Annotated in this window: 19 protein-coding genes; 7 read left to right on the forward strand and 12 right to left on the reverse strand. The window is 70.9% G+C overall.

The window, feature by feature from the left end:
• The first annotated feature begins 13 nt into the window (after nt 1-13).
• The gene (locus I847_RS0100865) at nt 14-907 is read left to right on the forward strand and encodes an ABC transporter permease (protein ID WP_028048171.1); all 894 of its coding nucleotides are present in this window, start codon (nt 14-16) and stop codon (nt 905-907) included.
• Nucleotides 904-1710: an ABC transporter permease gene (locus I847_RS0100870; protein ID WP_028048172.1), complete on the forward strand. Its 807-nt coding sequence runs from the start codon at nt 904-906 to the stop codon at nt 1708-1710. The genes I847_RS0100865 and I847_RS0100870 overlap by 4 nt, the downstream gene beginning before the upstream one ends.
• A gap of 17 nt (nt 1711-1727) precedes the next feature.
• Here I847_RS0100870 and I847_RS21255 read toward each other — a convergent pair whose 3' ends face one another.
• From I847_RS21255 to I847_RS0100905, 6 genes are all read right to left on the reverse strand, one after another.
• A complete protein-coding gene (locus tag I847_RS21255; protein ID WP_051274345.1) occupies nt 1728-2483 on the reverse strand; it encodes a potassium channel family protein in 756 nt (251 codons plus the stop codon).
• A 93-nt stretch (nt 2484-2576) separates the two neighbouring features.
• On the reverse strand, nt 2577-3959 hold the full coding sequence (locus I847_RS0100880) for a GntP family permease (RefSeq protein WP_051274346.1): 1383 nt from the start codon (nt 3957-3959) through the stop codon (nt 2577-2579).
• Nucleotides 3956-4480 (reverse strand): gluconokinase, encoded by a 525-nt coding sequence (locus I847_RS0100885; protein ID WP_369751692.1) that lies wholly within the window; start codon nt 4478-4480, stop codon nt 3956-3958. Before I847_RS0100885 ends, I847_RS0100880 begins: the two co-directional genes overlap by 4 nt.
• Nucleotides 4481-4706: 226 nt before the next feature.
• On the reverse strand, nt 4707-5174 hold the full coding sequence (locus tag I847_RS21260) for a Rieske (2Fe-2S) protein (RefSeq protein WP_051274347.1): 468 nt from the start codon (nt 5172-5174) through the stop codon (nt 4707-4709).
• Between the two features lie 11 nt (nt 5175-5185).
• Nucleotides 5186-5758 carry a DUF6529 family protein gene (locus I847_RS0100900; RefSeq protein ID WP_051274348.1) on the reverse strand — a complete coding sequence of 191 codons (573 nt, stop codon included), beginning with the start codon at nt 5756-5758 and terminating at the stop codon, nt 5186-5188.
• Nucleotides 5759-5845: 87 nt separating this feature from the next.
• Nucleotides 5846-8281: a lysylphosphatidylglycerol synthase transmembrane domain-containing protein gene (locus I847_RS0100905; RefSeq protein WP_028048176.1), complete on the reverse strand. Its 2436-nt coding sequence runs from the start codon at nt 8279-8281 to the stop codon at nt 5846-5848.
• 323 nt (nt 8282-8604) lie between these two features.
• Here I847_RS0100905 and I847_RS0100910 point away from each other — a divergent pair, with 323 nt between their 5' ends.
• Nucleotides 8605-9363 (forward strand): hypothetical protein, encoded by a 759-nt coding sequence (locus tag I847_RS0100910; protein WP_028048177.1) that lies wholly within the window; start codon nt 8605-8607, stop codon nt 9361-9363.
• A gap of 64 nt (nt 9364-9427) precedes the next feature.
• Here I847_RS0100910 and I847_RS0100915 read toward each other — a convergent pair whose 3' ends face one another.
• From I847_RS0100915 to I847_RS0100925, 3 genes are all read right to left on the reverse strand, one after another.
• Entirely contained in the window at nt 9428-10246 is an 819-nt protein-coding gene (locus tag I847_RS0100915; RefSeq protein ID WP_028048178.1) for an endo alpha-1,4 polygalactosaminidase, read from the reverse strand.
• A gap of 171 nt (nt 10247-10417) precedes the next feature.
• On the reverse strand, nt 10418-10594 hold the full coding sequence (locus I847_RS26440; protein WP_155855932.1) for a hypothetical protein: 177 nt from the start codon (nt 10592-10594) through the stop codon (nt 10418-10420).
• A gap of 54 nt (nt 10595-10648) precedes the next feature.
• Nucleotides 10649-10918, reverse strand: coding sequence for a Rho termination factor N-terminal domain-containing protein (locus I847_RS0100925; RefSeq protein ID WP_028048179.1), 270 nt, complete (start codon nt 10916-10918; stop codon nt 10649-10651).
• A 307-nt stretch (nt 10919-11225) separates the two neighbouring features.
• Here I847_RS0100925 and I847_RS0100930 point away from each other — a divergent pair, with 307 nt between their 5' ends.
• Nucleotides 11226-12200 carry an iron-containing redox enzyme family protein gene (locus I847_RS0100930; protein ID WP_231384025.1) on the forward strand — a complete coding sequence of 325 codons (975 nt, stop codon included), beginning with the start codon at nt 11226-11228 and terminating at the stop codon, nt 12198-12200.
• The gene (locus tag I847_RS21265) at nt 12197-12421 is read left to right on the forward strand and encodes a CDGSH iron-sulfur domain-containing protein (protein WP_051274462.1); all 225 of its coding nucleotides are present in this window, start codon (nt 12197-12199) and stop codon (nt 12419-12421) included. The genes I847_RS0100930 and I847_RS21265 overlap by 4 nt, the downstream gene beginning before the upstream one ends.
• Before the next feature lie 79 nt (nt 12422-12500).
• On the opposite strand, the gene I847_RS0100940 is transcribed toward I847_RS21265, so the two are convergent.
• Nucleotides 12501-14633: a glycosyltransferase gene (locus I847_RS0100940; protein WP_155855933.1), complete on the reverse strand. Its 2133-nt coding sequence runs from the start codon at nt 14631-14633 to the stop codon at nt 12501-12503.
• A 25-nt stretch (nt 14634-14658) separates the two neighbouring features.
• The gene (locus tag I847_RS0100945) at nt 14659-15222 is read right to left on the reverse strand and encodes a hypothetical protein (protein ID WP_028048182.1); all 564 of its coding nucleotides are present in this window, start codon (nt 15220-15222) and stop codon (nt 14659-14661) included.
• A 398-nt stretch (nt 15223-15620) separates the two neighbouring features.
• Here I847_RS0100945 and I847_RS21270 point away from each other — a divergent pair, with 398 nt between their 5' ends.
• Nucleotides 15621-16193, forward strand: a complete 573-nt coding sequence (locus I847_RS21270; protein WP_081680443.1) for a hypothetical protein — start codon at nt 15621-15623, stop codon at nt 16191-16193.
• Nucleotides 16194-16239: 46 nt separating this feature from the next.
• Here the strand turns inward: I847_RS21270 and I847_RS0100955 are convergent, their stop codons facing one another.
• Nucleotides 16240-16662: a hypothetical protein gene (locus I847_RS0100955; protein WP_155855934.1), complete on the reverse strand. Its 423-nt coding sequence runs from the start codon at nt 16660-16662 to the stop codon at nt 16240-16242.
• Between the two features lie 594 nt (nt 16663-17256).
• Here I847_RS0100955 and I847_RS0100960 point away from each other — a divergent pair.
• Nucleotides 17257-17508, forward strand: coding sequence for a DUF4242 domain-containing protein (locus I847_RS0100960; RefSeq protein WP_028048184.1), 252 nt, complete (start codon nt 17257-17259; stop codon nt 17506-17508).
• Nucleotides 17509-17515 lie beyond the last annotated feature (7 nt).

The raw sequence follows: 17515 nt of genomic DNA on the forward strand, positions 1-17515 counted from the left end.
GGCGGCGCGGAGCGTGACCAGCACTCTCGAGAAGCCGGCGTCCTCGGGCGGACGCCGGCTCTCGGCCGCGCTCTTCCGGCGGCCGCGGCTGCGCCTGCTCGGGCTCCTGGTCCTGCCGACGACCTGGCTCGTCCTGGTCTACCTCTCGGCGCTGCTGGCGCTGCTGGCCACCGCGTTCTTCTCGGTCGACGAGTTCACCAACGAGGTCGTCCGCACGTTCACGCTGCAGAACGTCCAGGACGTCCTGGCCGACCCTGCCTACCGGTACGCGACGATCAGGACCGTCGGCATCGCGGTGGCGGTGACCGTGCTCTGCACGCTGCTGGGCTTCCCGATGGCGTTCTTCATGGCCAAGGTGGCCCAACCGCGCTGGCGAGGGCTGCTCGTCGCGCTCGTCGTGACGCCGCTGTGGGCGTCCTATCTGGTGAAGATCTACGCGTGGCAGGCCATGGTCCAGCCGGACACCGGGGTCCTCGCGTGGATGCTCCAGCCGGTCGGGCTGGACGGGCCCGGCTACGGCGTCACGGCGACGATCCTCACGCTCACGTACCTGTGGCTGCCCTACATGATCCTGCCCGTCTACGCGGGCCTCGACCGGTTGCCCGACAGCCTGATCGACGCATCCGGCGACCTCGGCGCCCACCCGGCCCGCACCGTCCGCAGCGTCGTCGTCCCGCTGGTCTACCCGTCGATCGTCGCCGGCTCGGTCTTTACCTTCTCGCTGAGCCTGGGGGACTACATCACCGTGCAGATCGTCGGCGGGCGCACCCAGATGCTCGGCAACATCGTCTACCAGAACTACACGAGCAGCCTGCCGTTCGCGGCTGCCATCGCCCTGATCCCCGTGGTGATCATGGTGATCTACCTGATGCTGGTCCGTCGCACCGGCGCCTTGGACAACCTGTGAGGAACTCCCGCCGCGCGCGCTGGACCTTCGGCCTCATGATGCTGTTCGGGCTGGCGTTCATCTACGTGCCCCTGGGCGTCATCGTCATCAACTCGTTCAACGCCAGCACGGTGTTCGCCTGGCCCCCCACGTCGTTCACCACCCACTGGTGGTCGCTCACCTTCGGCAACCACAGCGTCCGGTCGGCCGTCCTGACCTCGATCGAGGTGGGCATCGTCGCCACGTCCGTCGCGCTGGTGCTGGGCATGCTGCTCGCGTTCGCGCTGGGTCGGTACACGTTCTTCGGCCGGCACACGGTGTCGCTCCTGGTCGTGCTGCCGATCGCCCTGCCCGGCATCGTCACCGCTCTCGCCTTCCGTACGGGGTTCCGCACGTTCCTCGGCCTGGAGCTGTCGTTCTGGACCATCGTCATCGCGCACGCGACGTTCTGCATCGTGGTCGTCTACAACAACGTCCTGGCCCGGCTGCGTCGGATGGGCACAAGCCCGGAGGAGGCGTCGATGGACCTCGGCGCCGACACCTTCACGACGTTCCGGTTGGTGACCTTCCCGCTGATGCGCGGGGCCCTGGTCGCCGGCGCGCTGCTGGCGTTCGGCCTGTCCTTCGACGAGATCGTCGTCACGCTGTTCACCGCCCCGCCGGGCGTCACGACACTGCCGATCTGGATCTTCCAGAACCTCTCGCGCCCGAACCAGGGGCCTGTGGTCAACGTGGTCGCCGCCGTGCTGGTTCTGGCCTCGATCTTCCCGATCTACCTCAGCCAGAAGGTCGCGGGGGAGTCGGCCTCAGGCGGCCGGATCTGACGTGGCCGCTGCACGGCTCAGCCGGAGGCCCGATCTTCGCTGGTCGTCGACGTCGTCGCTGGCGCGCCGTTCGTCAGGAGCTCGCGCAGTTCTCTGACCTCCGTGACAAGAGCATCGACCTGGGCGCGCGTTGCCGCCTGCTCCTCGTCGCTGACCTCGGCGACGCGCTGGACGAGCCAGGTGGCAAGTGTCGCCGTGACCACGCCGAGGAGGGCGATCCCGCCGACCATCAGCGCCACCGCGATGAACCGTCCGGTCGTCGTCACGGGGTAGCGGTCGCCGTAGCCGACGGTTGTCATGGTCGAGACTGCCCACCACAGCCCGTCCCCGATGTGCTCGATGGTGGCGCCGGGCTGGTTCCGCTCGGCATCCGTGATTGCGAGCGCGCCGCAGACGACCAGCAGGACGGTCCCGCCGAGAACGTAGACGACCACCCGACCGCGCAGGCTGTTCGCCCCGGCGCGGTTCAGGATCGCCAGGAAGGCCAGAAGGCGTAGGAGGCGTAGGGGACGCAGAACGGGCAGAGCCAGCACAGCCAGGTCGAGAAGGTTGTGTCGGACGAACGCACGCCTCTCGGTGCTGAGCACCAACCGGGCCACGTAGTCGACGACGAAGACCGCCCACGTCACCTTCACCACGAGCGAGCAGGCCCCGAGTACCTGTGCCGAGAGGCCTGGGTCGACAACCGGCATCGCATAGGCGACGAGAAACAGGAGCGCCGCCCCGACGAGAGGCCACTCGGCTGCGCGCTCCCAGCGTTCGACGTTCGTCACGGCGACATGCTCGCAGCCGCCGGTTTGCGGCCCAACCCGACGCGCGGACGTCGGCCAGGGCCAGCCGGTCGTTCGACCGTCAGGCTCCCGGGATCACACCACGAGTCCCAGCAGCAGCACCAGGATGAGCGCGGTCACGGACAGGACGGTCTCCATCACGGACCACGTGCGGAACGTCTGGCCGACCGTCATGCCGAAGTACTCCTTGACGAGCCAGAACCCGGCGTCGTTGACGTGGCTGAAGAACACCGAACCAGCACCGATGGCGAGCACGAGAAGCGCGACGTGGGTCGCGGACAGGTCGGCGGCCAGCGGTGCGACGATGCCGGCGGCGGTGATGGTGGCGACCGTCGCCGACCCGGTGGCCAGGCGGATGAGGACGGCCACGAGCCAGCCCGCCAGCAGCGGGGAGATGGGGGCGTCGGCAAGCTTCTGGCCGAGGACGTCGCCGATGCCGGAGTCGACGAGGGTCTGCTTGAACCCGCCGCCCGCGCCGACGATGAGCAGGATTCCCGCGATCGGCATGAACGAAGCCCCGACCAGCACGCTGACCTCCTCGCGGCTGCGTCCGAGCGCGGTCCCGAAGGCGACGAGCGCCACCAATGACGTGATCAGCAGCGCGACGAGCGGCGTGCCGAGGAACACGAACACCTTCCCGGTGCCGGTCTTGTCCGCTCCGAGGCTCTCCGCGATCGTCCGGGAGAGCATGAGCACCACGGGAAGCAGCACGACCATGAGCGCCGTCGCGAACGCCGGTCGGCGCGTCCCCTCGTCCTGGCGGGCCTCGCCGAGGATCGACTCGGGTGGGGGCAGCGGGACCCAACGGTTCATCGGCTTGGCGAGGAGTGGCCCGCTGATCGCGACCGTGGGGATCGCGACGAGCAGCCCGAGGCCGAGGGTGAGGCCCAGGTTGGCGTTGAGCGCGTCGATCGCGATGAGCGGGCCGGGGTGGGGCGGGACCAGACCGTGCAGCGCGGACAGCCCGGCGAGCGCGGGGATGCCGACCAGGATGACCGAGACCCTCGACCGTCGTGCGACGAGCATGACGATCGGGATGAGCAGCACCACGCCGACCTCGAAGAACAACGGGATGCCGATGATGAAGGCGATGAGCGCCATCGCCCACGGCAGGCGTCCCACCGTGGTGTGCCCGAGGATCGTGTCGACGATCTCGTCGGCCCCGCCGCTGTCGATCAGCAGCTTGCCGATGATCGCGCCGAGCGCGATGAGGACGCCGACCCCCGCGACGGTCGTCCCCAGCCCCGCGCTGAAGCTGGTGAACGCGTCCGGGTAGGGGATCCCCGCCGCGACGGCGAGGACGCCCGACCCGATCGTCAGGGCCAGGAAGGGGTGGAGCTTCAGCACGACGATGAGCAGGACGATCGTCGCGATCCCGATGAGCGCGGCGATGATGAGCCGGGTCTCGCTGACGTCGGGTGCCTTCGCGGCGAGGGCGCCGGCACCCACGGCGATCACGGCCGGACCTCGCGCTGGAGGGCGAGCGCGCCCAGCACCCGCTGCGCCACGTCGTCGGGCGGCGCGTCGACCGGGACGACGAACCCGTCCTCCGCGTCGCTGAGGGGCTCCAGCGTCCGGTACTGCGAGGGCAGCAGCTCGGGCGGCATGAAGTGGCCGGTGCGAGCCTCCATGCGGTCCTCGATCAGAGCCTCGGGGGCCACGAGGTGGGCGAAGCGCACGTGTCCCTCGGCCTCCCGCAGCACGTCGCGATACGCCACCTTGAGCGCGGAGCACGTGACGACCGTGCTCTGCCCGTCGCGGGCGTGCGCTGTGAGCCAGTCGCGGATGGCGCGCAGCCAGGGCCACCGGTCCTCGTCGACGAGCGGTGTGCCGGCGGCCATCTTCGCGACGTTCGCCGGGGGATGGAACTCGTCGGCCTCGCCCAGGGGCCGGTGCAGGCGATCGGCGAGGATCCGCGCGACGGTCGTCTTGCCCGATCCCGCGACGCCCATGACTACCAGGTGCTCGACGTCAGCCACGTTGCCCTCCACGTCCCGTCGGTCGAATGCGGGCTCCGGCGGCAGTGCCCGGTCCGTGCCCCCGTCTCGAGCCGACCGTGGTGCATCGAGCGTGGCACCGCCCTCGACCGGATGCACGTCGAGGTCGTTGCCGATCAGCCGTGCAGGCCGGCGAGCAGCGCGCCGAGGACGAGGCCCACCCCGGCGAGCCAGAGCAGCGTCGGCAGGCGGTCGGCGAGGCGTCGCCTCATGTCCTGATCACCTTCTCGTCACGCACGACGACGTCGACGGCCTCCAGCGCGCGTGTGGCCGGTCCCTGGACGACCACCCCGGTCGTGGCGTCGAACGTGCTGCCGTGGCACGGGCAGTGGATCTCGCCGCCGCGCACCTCCCGGACGAGGCAGCCCTGGTGGGTGCACACGGCTGTGAACGCGTGCACGGTCGAACCGTCGCGCGTGAGGACCACCTTCTCGTCGGTGACCACGAGGCCGCCCCCGTCCGGGACGTCGGACAGTTCGGCCAGGGCGCCCGCGGAGCCGGGACCCGAGCCGCCCGCGTGGTCGTCGCGACCCTGGTCGTTGGTCGATCCCGGGTATCCCACGGGTCCGGTGCCGACCGCCGGAGCGGCGGCCTGGAACCCGACGAAGCCGACGACTCCCGCGGCGACCACCACGCCGGTGCCCTCCAGCACCGCCCGTCGCGTCGGTCCGTCCACGGTCGTCCCCCTCAGACCAGCGCGTAACCGGAGCTGGTGAAGAACCACAGCGCCGAGGTGAACCACACGACGAGGACGAGGGCCACGAGCAGGCCGCCGAGCACCGGGACCGTCCCGCGGGGCAGCGAAGGGAGCCGCAGCGCGAGCATCTTCGCCGCGAAGACCCCGTACAGCGCACAGCCCGCGACCGAGTGGACAACGGTACGAGCGTCGCCCTCAGCGAAGCCGAGCGACCACACGCAGTGGAACATCACCGGCAGGGTCAGCAGGAATGCCGCCGTACCCGTCCAGCGGTGCACCGGTGCCGGCCACGCCGCCGACGCAGGCACCCCGGGCAGGCGCCCCCACATCGCGAGCGCGCTGAGCACCTGGACCACCACGAGGAGCACCGCCGCGGTCGACAGCCACACCTTCATCTGCAGCATGCCGCTGAATCCGAACGTCGTCAGGGCCGCACCGTTCCCGGGGTGGACGCGGGCATAGGCCGCGAGCCCGGCCGCGACGGCGAGGGCCAGGACGCCGACCGCTGCGAGCGCCCACTGCCGTGTCGGGGTCGTCTCGGGTGCGTCCACCGACTCGACCATGTCGCCTCCCGACGCCCGTCCTGTCAGGTATGCACCCCAACCGACCGCGGGCGCAAGGTCGGAAACACCCCTGCGGTCGCAGAGCACTCAGACGTAGTCCTGGCGGCGCAGCCACCGCATCGCTGCCGCCCCCCAGATCGGCGGAAGGTAGAAGGTGACGAGCCGGTAGGTGATGGCCGTCGAGATGGCGATCGGGCTCGGGATGCCGATGGCCTGCAGTCCGACGGTGAAGCCAGCCTCGGCGACGCCCATCCCGCCGGGGATCGGCATCAGGCCCGCGAACAGGCTCACAGCCGTGTTGATGAGGATCAGCTGGGAGAAGTGGGCGCTCTGCCCGTACGCGTGCAGGCACAGGCCGAGGACGCCCGCCTGCAGGAGCTGCGCGCCCAGGTTCCCGCCGAACATCTCCGCGACCTTGACCGGCTTGCGCAGGACACCGACCGCGCCACGCACCCCCTGCACCTGGCCGACGAGCCCCGCGCGGAGCCGCGGGATCAGCTCGGCGAGGCGGCGTCGCAACCGAGGCACGACCAGGACGACGACCACTCCGACCAGGACCAACGCCACCAGGACGGCGAGCAGCGACGTGCCGTCCGAGTCGCTGCCCGAGCTCCTGGACCCCGTCACGATGCTCGAGGTGAACCCCGGCAGGCCGCTGACGAGGATGATCACGATGAGCGCGACCTGCACGACGAACCCGCTGACGCTGTCGAGCAGACTGAACGACAGTGCTGCGGCGGCGGGAACCCCGAACTTCTGGAAGAAGCGCACGAGCAGCGCGAGCCGGGCGGCGGTCGCCGGGAGCACCAAGGCGAAGAACTGGACGGCGTACTGCAGCATCAGCACCGGGAAGTAGCGCAGCCGGGCGGCGGCCGCCCCGATGGTCGACACAGCGGACGCCGTCTGGATGAACGGGGAGAGCGCGAGCGCAGCGACGACCCACCCGACCTCCGCCGACTTGAGCGCTGCTGCCACGCTTGCGAGGTCGGCTCCCGCGAGCAGCGTGATCACCACGTAGACCGCGAGGGCGACGAGGAGGAGCGAGCCGATCGACCGGGGCGTCACTCGCCGCAGGCGCTCCAGCGGCGGCTCCTCGATCCCTGCTACGGCGACGGCGGCCCCGCGCAGCTCGTCGAGCGACCAGGTGCCCGCCCGAACCTCGGCCCGTGTCCCGCGCTCGAGCGCGGCCGGCTGCAGGTAGGGCAGGACCGCAGCAAGACCGTCGGTACCCAGGGCGGCGACGGCCGCCGCGATCGCGCGGTCCGGACCGACCGCCAGGGCTGTCGCCACGAGCAGCTGGGCTCGGTCGGTGCGCAGGTCCCCGGCGTCGGCCGCGGACTCTGCGGCGTCGAAGTCCGCGAGGGCGACCGTTCCGTCGGAACGTAGGACGACCCGCCGGCCGTCGATCCGTCCGTGGGCGATCCCCGCGTCGTTCAGTGTGAGCACGGCGCGCCACATCGAACCGAGCAGCTCGTCGTCGAGGAGGTCCGGCTGGTGCGCACCGAGCTCGGCGAGCGACGCGCGGGGTGCTCGCGAGACCAGCAGCGCGTCGCCCTGCTCCGCGAGGCCGACCGCGACCACGTCGAGGGTCGCGACGCCCGCCTGCGCGGCGAGGAGGGTCATCAGAGCCTCGTGCTCGACCCGGGACCGTCGGCTGCTCCCCACATGGGCGCGTTCGCCACGACGGGTCAGGGCGGCCCACAGCGACCCGACGACCTGGCTGTCCCACGCGTCCCGCCCGTAGACCCGGACCATGATCTGGGCACCGGCGTCGGTACGCCCGACGAGCAGGTACGTCCCGGTGTCCATGCTCGCGACCGACGTCACCTCGGTCGCGTGCACGCCGAGGTCCGCGAGCGCGACCTCCACCTGTGCCGTGGTCAGACGTCCCTGGGGGGAACCGAGCAGGAGATGGGCGATCGCGGCGGCAGCGATCCCGACGGCGATGGCCGCGCTCGCCCCGAGCAGGTGCGTCGTCTCCAGGCCGACGGCCGCCACGGCGCCGAGGCCGACGACGATGCGTCCCGCCCACCGCCAGGGCCGCGCGAGATGCGGTGAGGCGGTCACAAGCACCGCCGTGAGGACCGCGACCCGGGTGGCGAGGTAGATCACGGGCGGACCTGACGACCCGAGTGCGTCCACGGAGTCGGAGGCGTCGGTGCCGGCCAGGGCACCGACCCCGACCGCACCTGCGAACGCGATGGCGGAGGCCGTGGCCTGGTCGACGAGCAGGCGACGCCGACCGCGACTCAACAGTGCGAGGAGGACGACGAACACCGCCCACACCGCCAGAAGGGCATAGGCGATGCTCCACAGCCAGCCGAACACCGGCTCGAGCCAGGCGAGCAGCTCGTCGAACGCGCGGTCCGCACCTGACGGCCCCGGCGCCGCCAGGGTGAGCAGCCCTACCACGGCGAGCGCGGCGACGAGCAGGAGCACGTCGGTGGGCTGTCGCATCCGCGGGGCGTCGGCCGACGACGACCACACCCGGACGAGACCGGGCCGGTCCGGTCTGACGGCCACAGAGCCTCCTCGGGGTCAGCGACGGCACGTCGCTGGCGCCAAGCGTCAGGGACTCGAGGCGACGTGCCTCGACACCCGCGCGGAACCGTGCGCGTTCAGCGACGAGGTTACTGGTGGATGCGCTGGTCGACGTCGTGTTCGCGGTAATCGGCGGGCGTTGCGCGGGTCGCGCGAGGTGCTGATCAGCGTCCCGAGCTCCGGCAAGCGCTGTCCGAACGATTGATTCGAGAACTACCCGAATTACCACGGCGGCACTGCTCATGTTGTCCGTCCTATCCGTCGATGTACCGGAGAGACACGGTCAGCGATCAAGGAGGGTGGCTATGGAACTCAGGTCCGACACGTCGCCCGCGCACTTGAGCACGGCGGTCAACCCCGCGAAGCTGCGCGACGAGATCCATCGACTCTCGCAGCGGCTGGTGCGTGCTGGGGAGTCGTACAACCAGGACTTCCTCAGTGGCGACCCCGAGGTGCCGCTCGACGAGCAGCTCGCCATCATCGAGAGCTACCGGGCCAGGCTCGACGTCGCGACCGAGCAGCTTCGTCAGCACGAGGCCGGGACGGTCCCGCCGGCACCGGCTCCCCAGCAGCCGACGCTGCCCAGTGCCGAGCCGCCGTACCAGCCCGCGATGCCGTGGACCCAGGTCGCGCCCCCGGTCGCGCAGGCCCCGGTCGCCCAGCCTCAGGTTCCGCAGCCTCCGATCGCGCAGCGTCCGGTCGCGCAGCCTCCGGTCGCGCAGCCTCCTGTCGGCCCGGCCCCGGTCGCGCAGCCGCCTGTCGCGCCGGCCGCACCCCGGGCAAGGCAGACCGGCCCCGGGATCGAGAACCCGGACGGCACTCCACTCCTCGGCGACGGCGGCACCGTCCTGCGCACCGAGGACGCCGCCGTGGGCGAGTACGTCCGGCACGCCGCCGACCAGCGCTGGCTGACGGCGAGCGGTCGCTCGTTCGGCGGCGAGTTCGACGCGATCTGCGAAGGCATCCTGGTGGCCATCGCGCACAAGCACGGCGTAGCGCTCGAGGACGTGCGTCAGCAGCTGTCGCGCCAGGTCGACGCGCGCTACCGTCGCGACTACGGGTGAGTCGTCACCCGTAGTCCATGCGCTCCAGCGGGCGGGTCGTCGTGACCCGCCCGCCTCAGGAGCGTCAGCAGTACTTGTACACGTACCCGCTCGTGCCCTTGGGCACGACGTCGCGGTCGCGGTAGATCACGCTCGTCGTCGCGCCACGGGCGTTGCACGCCGTGGTGAAGTTCGACGTGCCGCCGTTGTCGGTGTACTCGATCTCGTACACCTGGGTGCCGTACACGCCGGTGAAGTCGCCGCACTCGTCGTAGACCTGGCACTCCTCGACGATCGCGAAGTCGAACCCGATGGACCTGCCCTTGGGCGCGATCGACGAGTCGTTCTTCTGTGCGATCGCCAGGCCGTCGGCGTGCGCCCGAGTCGCCAAGAGCTTGACGAAGTCGATGTTGTTCTGCTGGGTCAGCCGCTTGCCGCTGCGGTCGTAGCTGTCGAGGTTGTCGGGCTCGATCGCGTTGAACCCGCTCGCCTTGCAGCCGTCGATCCAGCCGCCGACGACCGCCAGCAGCGCCGTGCGCTTGGCAGCCGTCGAGGTGTCGAGCAGCATCTCGTTCCAGGCGCTGTCGACGACGTACGACCCGTTCGCCTTCTTCAGGAGCAGGTCGTTGTGGTTCGTCTTCCACCAGTTCGCGTCGTCGGGCTGGGTCTGGAAGGCGTTGACATAGCAGACGTTGTACTTGCCGGCCGCGGGCGCGTCGAGCCGGTCGCGGTCGACGATCTTGACGGTCGACGACGGCGTGTAGGCGCCGCCGATCTGGTAGTCGAACTGCCCGTTCGCCGGGGGCAGCGCGTAGGACGCGGCCGATCCGGCCGACGCGCACACGCCGACCAGGAGAGCAGCGCTCAGGAAGGCGACGGCCAGGCGTCGCACAGGGGTAGTCATGGCGGACCTCCATCGAGGGGTTCGCGGCACTGTTCGTCACTCGGCCAGGACGCCCCTCGGCGTCCCGGACGTGGCTCGACGTCTCCGCCGGCCAGCAACCGCGGTCGGGGAATGTCTATCGCACGAGGGAGGCCGCCGCACACAGGTGCGCAGAACGACTGCGCGCTTTGGTCAGTCGCCGTCGCCGTCGGCGTCGCGTGGATCCGCGCCGGTGGGGTCCGTCGGGTAGATCTTCTCGGCCGCGACGTCCTGGTTGTCGCCGGGCGGAGGCTCGCCGCCCTCCGAGGGCTTGGACTCCGGCAGGGGAGGAGTGTCGTCGTCGTTCGGTCGTTGGGCGTCGGTGGTCATGGTTCTCCCGGGTCGTTGGAAGGTCAGGGTCGGGTCACGCCGAACCTCCGGCGGTCAGTGGGAGCGGAGCGCCCTGACCAGCTCCGCCTTCTTCATGGACGACCGCCCGCTGATCCCGATCTCCGCCGCGCGCTTGCGCAGGTCCTGCACGGACCAGTCGTCGTAGGAGCCGGAGGTGCCGCCCTTCTTCCCGACCTCACTGCGGCTCGACGCCGCGGCGGCGTTGGCGATCCGCGCCGACTTCTCCTTGCTGTTGCCCTCGTCGCGCAGGGACTCGTAGAGCCTCTTGTCCTTCACGCTCGGTCCAGGATCTCGTTGCGGCATCGCGTCGCTCCTCGGTGCGCCGGCGTGGTCCCGATGCGTTCGACCCGGGTCCCCGCGGTGGTGGCGGCCGCTCCTCGACTCGCCACCATCCTAGATTTCGTTGCCACGGCGCGCGCCCCCAGCCCGGCCTGCCCCCTTCGCGCCCGGATCGGCGCCTCGCCCTGGCGGAACGTGCCGGGTTGCGCCGTCTGCCGCACGTGTGACCCTGGACGAAGGGCGTCACCCCTCCAGCGACGGGGCGGGCGGACGCGGCATGTGAGAGGCCGTCGTGAAACTACCTAGCCCCCGGGGGCCGCTGAGCCTCGCAGTGATCGAGCTCCTGTCCTCTCAAGTGCGCGAGAACGTGGGCTGTGACCTCGCCGCCCCGGCGAGATCGGCGATCGAGCGCTCCACGGACGTGCTGGCGGACGAGGATGTCCAGCTCGCGCTCTACATCATGTACGAGCTCTTCTACCGGGGCTTCGAGGGAGTCGACGACGACTGGGAGTGGCACCCCGACGTGCTGCTCGCACGGGGAGTCGTCGAGCGAGCCATGGAGGAGGACCTCGCGTCGCGCGTCGCCGTGCCGTCGGACGTCTCGCCCGAGCGCTCGGCAGTGGCCGCCGCGCTGTTCACACTCACGGCGCCGGGCCCGGGTCCGAGCGTGGCCAGGTACGTCGCACGTCGGGCGACGCTGGAACAGCTTCGCGAGCTCCTGGTGCAACGCTCGGTGTACCAGCTGAAGGAGGCGGACCCGCACACCTGGGCGATCCCGCGCCTGGTGGGTCGTTCGAAGGCAGCCCTCGTCGAGATCCAGGCCGACGAGTACGGCGGCGGAGACGCCGGACGGATGCACTGCGAGCTGTTCGCGCGGACGATGCGGGGTGCGGGCCTCGACGCCGACTACGGGACGTACGTCGAGCAGATCCCGGCCGTCACCCTGGCAGCGGTCAACGTGATGTCGCTGTTCGGCATGCACCGCAGGTGGCGTGGCGCGACCGCCGGTCACCTCGCGGCGTTCGAGATGACGTCGTCCCTGCCGAACCGGCTCTACGGCGACGGGTTCCGGCGGCACGGGTTCGACCAGGACACGACGTGGTACTTCGACGAACACGTCGAGGCGGACGCCGTGCACGAGCAGATCGCGGGACGCGACCTCGCAGGTTCGCTGGCCCAGCTCGAACCCGAGCTGCTGCACGACATCCTCTTCGGAGCCGCGACCTGCCTGTACCTGGACGACCTCGTCGGCCACCACCTCCTGTCGGCGTGGGAAGCGGGCGTCAGCTCGCTGCGGACCGCATGACATCGGCGGACGGCCGCCCCGACGGCCGACGGCGGCTCCCCACCATCGAGGCGTGCCCGGACGGTCCGCTGCTCGTGCGCGGTGAGGTGACGATCGCGGACGCGGACGGTGTGGCCCTTCCGCGACGTCGCGAGACCGTCGCACTGTGCCGCTGCGGCGCATCCGCGATCAAGCCCTACTGCGACGGCACGCACAAGGCGATCGGCTTCACCGCACCGTGATCGAGAGCGCCCGTCGCCACCGTCGGCCGTGCGGCTGTAGGCGGGGACAGCCCGGGGCACGCGTCTGAGGATCCGGTTGTCAGGACGGCACGACGACGTCGCCGGAACGGTGCAGCTTGTGCCAGGGCAGCCGCGCGCCCGCGACAGCACTGGCGATCGACTGGATGACGACCAGGTAGATGAGCTGTCGGTAGAACACCTGCTGGAGCGGCAGGCTCCACAGCGGCTTGAGGCTCTCATGGTCCAGGCGGAGCGCGTAGGCGGTCGTAGCCAGCTGGAGCAGGGCGAACGCGAGCCACACCGTCAGCACTTTTCCGGCGTCTCCGGTGAGGAGCCCGTAGAGCGCGAAGAGGTCGATCGCAGGGGCCAGCAGCGGTAGCAGGACCTGGAAGAGCAGCATGTACGGGATCCCCACCAGCCCCAGCCTGCGCCCGCCGCTGGTGGAGTCCCATGCGGCGCGGCGGTGCTTCCAGATGCACTGCATCGTCCCGTAGCTCCAGCGGTACCGCTGGCGCCACAGGTCGTTGACGCTGCTCGGCGCCTCGGTCCAGGCGCGTGCTCGCTCCTCGTGGACCACCCGGTACCCGGCCCGCAGCACGCCCATCGTGAGGTCGGTGTCCTCGGCGAGCGTCTCCGAGCTGAGTTCGCCAGCCGACTCGACCGCCTGGCGGCGGAACGCTCCCGCAGCCCCCGGCACGGTCGTGATGCAGCCGAGCATGTCCTGCAGGCGGCGATCCAGGTTGAAGCCCGTGACGTATTCGAGGTGCTGCCAGCGCCCGAGCAGGCCCGTCCGGTTGCCCACCTTGGTATTGCCGCTCACCGCTCCGACCGCCGGGTCCCGCAACGGCTGGATGAGCAGGCGGATGGTGTCCGGCTCGAACACGGTGTCCCCGTCGAGCATCACCAGGATGTCGTGCGACGCCGATCGGGTGCCTGTTCGCAGGGCGGCCGCCTTGCCGGCATTGGCTTGTCGGATGAGCCGGACGCCAGGCAGGCCCAGGTGTTCGACGACGTCCCCGGTCCCGTCCGTGGACCCGTCGTCGATGACCACCACCTCGAGCTGGGGATGGTCGGACGCGACGAGCGAGCGCACAGCCCGCTCGATCCCTACTGCCTCGTTGTACGCGGGGACCAGCACCGTCACCGGTGGCAGCCAAGGCTCTCCGGCGACGCGAAGGGCGGACAACCGGACGTGTCGGGGCGCGAGGCCGACGACGAGGACCGTCCGCAGGAGCGACAGGATCCCGAACCCGAGAACGGCCCAGCTCACCGCCGTCACCAACCAGCCCGACGCGTGCACCGCGAAACCGAGCACCTGCCCCTGCAGAGCGGGGATCGCCGCGGCGGGACGGGTCGCGCCGACGGGGAGGCCCAGCCCTTCAGAGACAGTCGTGAAGCGGTAGCCAGCAGCGCGGTAGCTCTCGATGAGCGCCGGGAGGGCAGCCACTGTCTGAGACCGGTTCCCGCCGCCGTCGTGCAGCAGGACGATGTGGCCCCCGGTTCCCTTGGGGGAGCCGGCGGCGACGATCTGAGCCACGCCGGGCCGAGCCCAGTCCTTGGTGTCTCGGTCCGCGAGCACGACCAGGTAGCCGGCGTCGGCCGCGTGCTGGGCGGCCTTCAGCTCGGGGGCGTCGAGTGCTTGAGGCGACGAGGAGTACGGCGGGCGCAGGAGTGACGTGCTGATCCCGGCCCCGCCGGCGACGCCGAGCTGCCCGAGGGAGAGCTCGAGGTTGGCCCGCCAGGAGGGCACCTTGGCGAGGTCGGCGTGCGACCACGTGTGTTCACCGAGCTCGTGCCCGGCAGCGACGACCTGATGAAGCAGCTCGGACTCCTCGACCGCACGTGAACCGACGATGAAGAACGTCGCGGGGACGTGCTCTCGGGCGAGGATGTCGAGGATCTGCGGGGTCCAACGAGGGTCCGGACCGTCGTCGAACGTCAACGCGACGGTCCGCTCCTGCAGCGGCACGCCGACCAGGGTGCCGTCGTCGGCGACGAGGACCGGCCCGCCCGACGGCGTCGAACCGACAACGCGTGCCGGGGGCGTCGTTGCCGTGCCCGGCTGCCACGTGCTCGAGGAGAGCGTCTGGAGTCCGAGCGCCAGCAGCAGCGTGGCGAGCATCGCCGCCAGCAGCACCCAGTGCGCCACGGCCGGGTGGCGCGTCACGTAGTGGACGTGGGCCCCGCGCCGGCGCACGGGCGACGAGGCCATGCTCATGTCCTGGTCCAACATGCCGTCAGCGCTTGTTCGGTCGGGGGGTCGGCGTGGCGGCGTGTGTCGACGCGGGTTCAGGCTTGGCGGTCGGTGCGTTTCCTGGCCGGTGGCCGCTCTGCCCGGGCGCCGTGCCGGACGAACCGGGCGCGGCGGCGGACGAACCGGGAGTGGAAGCCTGGACGGGAGTCGGTGCGGGGGCGGTCGCAGCGTCGGCAGCGGGGATGGCTGGAGGCGGGGGCGCGGGGGTCCCGACGACGGTCCGCGCCGTCCCCGCTGGGGCCCGCGCCGGTACCGATGCCGACGGGCTCGGCGTGACTGTCGGCGGCGGCGAAGCGGGCACGAGGGAACCCTCGTCGCCCCCTGCCGGTCCGCCGAGAGCGGGGGCCGCAGGGCCAGGGAGCAGGGGACCGAGACCGGGCACGGCCAGGCGGTTCATCCCGACCGGGATCACCAGCGCCGCGACGACCAGAACGGCATAGGCGGCGGCGAGCGCGCCGAGGGTCCACATGATCCGCCGGACCGTCCGTCCACGACGGCCGGAGGGGTCGACGAAGACCGCTCGGGAGGCACCCGACTGACCGCTCACGCCCTACCCTTCGTCGGAAGTGCGCAATTCTGCCATCGCCGCCGTCGAACGGACGAAGCGCTCGGGTCAGACGTCCAGCAGCCCTCGCACCGAACCTGAGGGTCGCCGGTGCCGAGGAGGTCGACGGCCGTCACCGCATCACGGCCCGGTCCTACTCGGCGTGTCGATTCGTCGGGGCGAGGGCGCGTCGGTGCGTGCGCGCGACACGCCCTCGGTGGGGACGGGGTCCTTCATGGCGACGCCCATCTCGACGGCGACGGGAACGGCTGCCCGCGCACGCCAGGGGCGTCCTGTGAGCACCTGGCCCTCGGCGTCGATTTCCGGGCCTTTCGGCCCTTTGCTGTCGTCCGAGATGGGCGAATTGTGGGGGCCAGGTCCAGCTAGGGGAGGTGTCGACGATGCGAGCACTCGTGGTGTACGAGTCGTCCTTCGGTAACACGGCGGAGATCGCCCGCGCGGTGTGGGAGGGGATGTTCAGCCGTATGCCGGACGTCGCCCTGCTCGACGTCGCGGGGGCCCCGCACCGGGTGCCTCCCGAGCTCGACCTGCTCGTGGTCGGAGGACCGACGCAGGCGTTCGGCATGAGCAGGCCAGCCACCCGAGCTGACGCCCAGGCGCAGTCCGGCGTGACCCCCGCAGAGTCGACGACGGGTGTGCGCGAGTGGGTCGCGTCCCTCGAGCGCCCCGAGCGCGCGGTGTACGCAGCGACGTTCGACACCCGTATCCACTCGCCCCACGTCCCTGGTTCCGCGGCCATCGGCGCGATGCGGGCACTGCGCCGCGCCGGGTTCCAGCTGACGGCCGAGGCCGAGTGCTTCTGGGTCATGGGGACCAAGGGCCCGCTGCGGGAAGGCGAGACCGAGCGCGCTCATGCCTGGGGCGTCGAGCTCACCGGGCTCCTGTCGGCCCTTCACCCGACGGACCCGAGAGCTCAGGCGGACCGACAGGTGCATGCCCCGCCGACCCGCTGACGAAGTCGTCGATCGCGACGACGGCCAGGCGCCGCGTCTGACTGGGTCAGGGCTCGCTGCCCGGCGCGAAGTCCCACGCCATCTCGGAGATCCGCTGCTTCCCTGTGGCGTCGGTGGTCACCGTTGCGCGGACGAGGAGCTTGTTGCTGGGCTGGTTGTAGATCGGGACCCCGGAGGGCGAGATGTTCGCCATCTTGGACCACCCCACCGCCGTGCCCTTGAGCGTGGCCCCATCGCCGTCCGTCGTGAACGCCGTGCAGGTGAACTGTGAGATGTCGCCGCCGAGCGCTCGAAAGTTCGTGTCGCCAGCGGTAGCGCTCTTCAAGGACTCCTCGAGCAGACCCTGGTGCACGGTCGCCTCGGCTCCGGTGAACAGCTCGGCGATCTCCTTCGTCCCGCTCGCTTGCAGCGACGCGATGTCCGAGGCGCTGATCGGGTCCTCGACGGACCGTGCCGGCGGAACGTTCATCGTCAGTGGGAACGCAAGCCCCCGGCGCACCAGTTCGGCTGCCGATGCGGCTGCCGCCCCACCCCGAGGACACGCCACGGTCGCCTCGTGAGCGAGATCGGCCGGTCGCACCGTCTGGTCCTGCGTCAAGTCGCCCTTCGCGCCCGTCACGCTCGTGACACGGTAGGCGGCGGCGCCGACGAGGCAGAGCGGGACCACCACTGCGACAGCAATCAGGGCGCTCCGCCTTGCACGGTTCCCGTGTCCCGGCTCCTGCGTGCTGCCGAGCATCTGTCCCCCTGGTGGCGAGCGGCGCGAGCGGACCTCGGGGCGTCCTGCGTCCCACCCCTCGTGCGACGACCGTACCGAGTAAGGGCGCTGGTCGTGGCGCAATCGACACCACTCGTTCGGGGCGATTCGGTCCGCCGCCGGATGTCGACGACCGCGCCCGGCGTCTCGTCGAGAGCAAGAAGGCGGACCACGTCGTGCCCGGCGGGACGGGTGAACTCGTTGGTCTCGACACAAAAAGGGTGAACCGGTCGGCCCGAGGTCTCGTCTCAACTCATGTCGAGCTCACCGTGGGCTCGCGAGAACGAGCACCGGAAGGTGAACTCAATGGCACTGTTCATGGACGCCCACACCATCGAGGGCGGAGTCTCGGCAGGCGACGTCGCGTCCGCCCACCAGGCCGACCTGGCGACTCAGGAGGCGTACGGCGTCAACTACGTGCGGTACTGGGTCGACGAGGCGGCGGGCAAGATCTTCTGCCTCGTCGAGGCCCCGGATGCCGAGACGGCCTCGGCCGTGCACCGCGAGGCCCATGGCCTCGTCGCGGACGAGATCTACTCCGTCGCGGAGGGTGCCTGACGCACCG

The sequence above is a fragment of the Cellulomonas sp. URHD0024 genome (genome assembly GCF_000426185.1).
GTDB lineage: Bacteria > Actinomycetota > Actinomycetes > Actinomycetales > Cellulomonadaceae > Cellulomonas.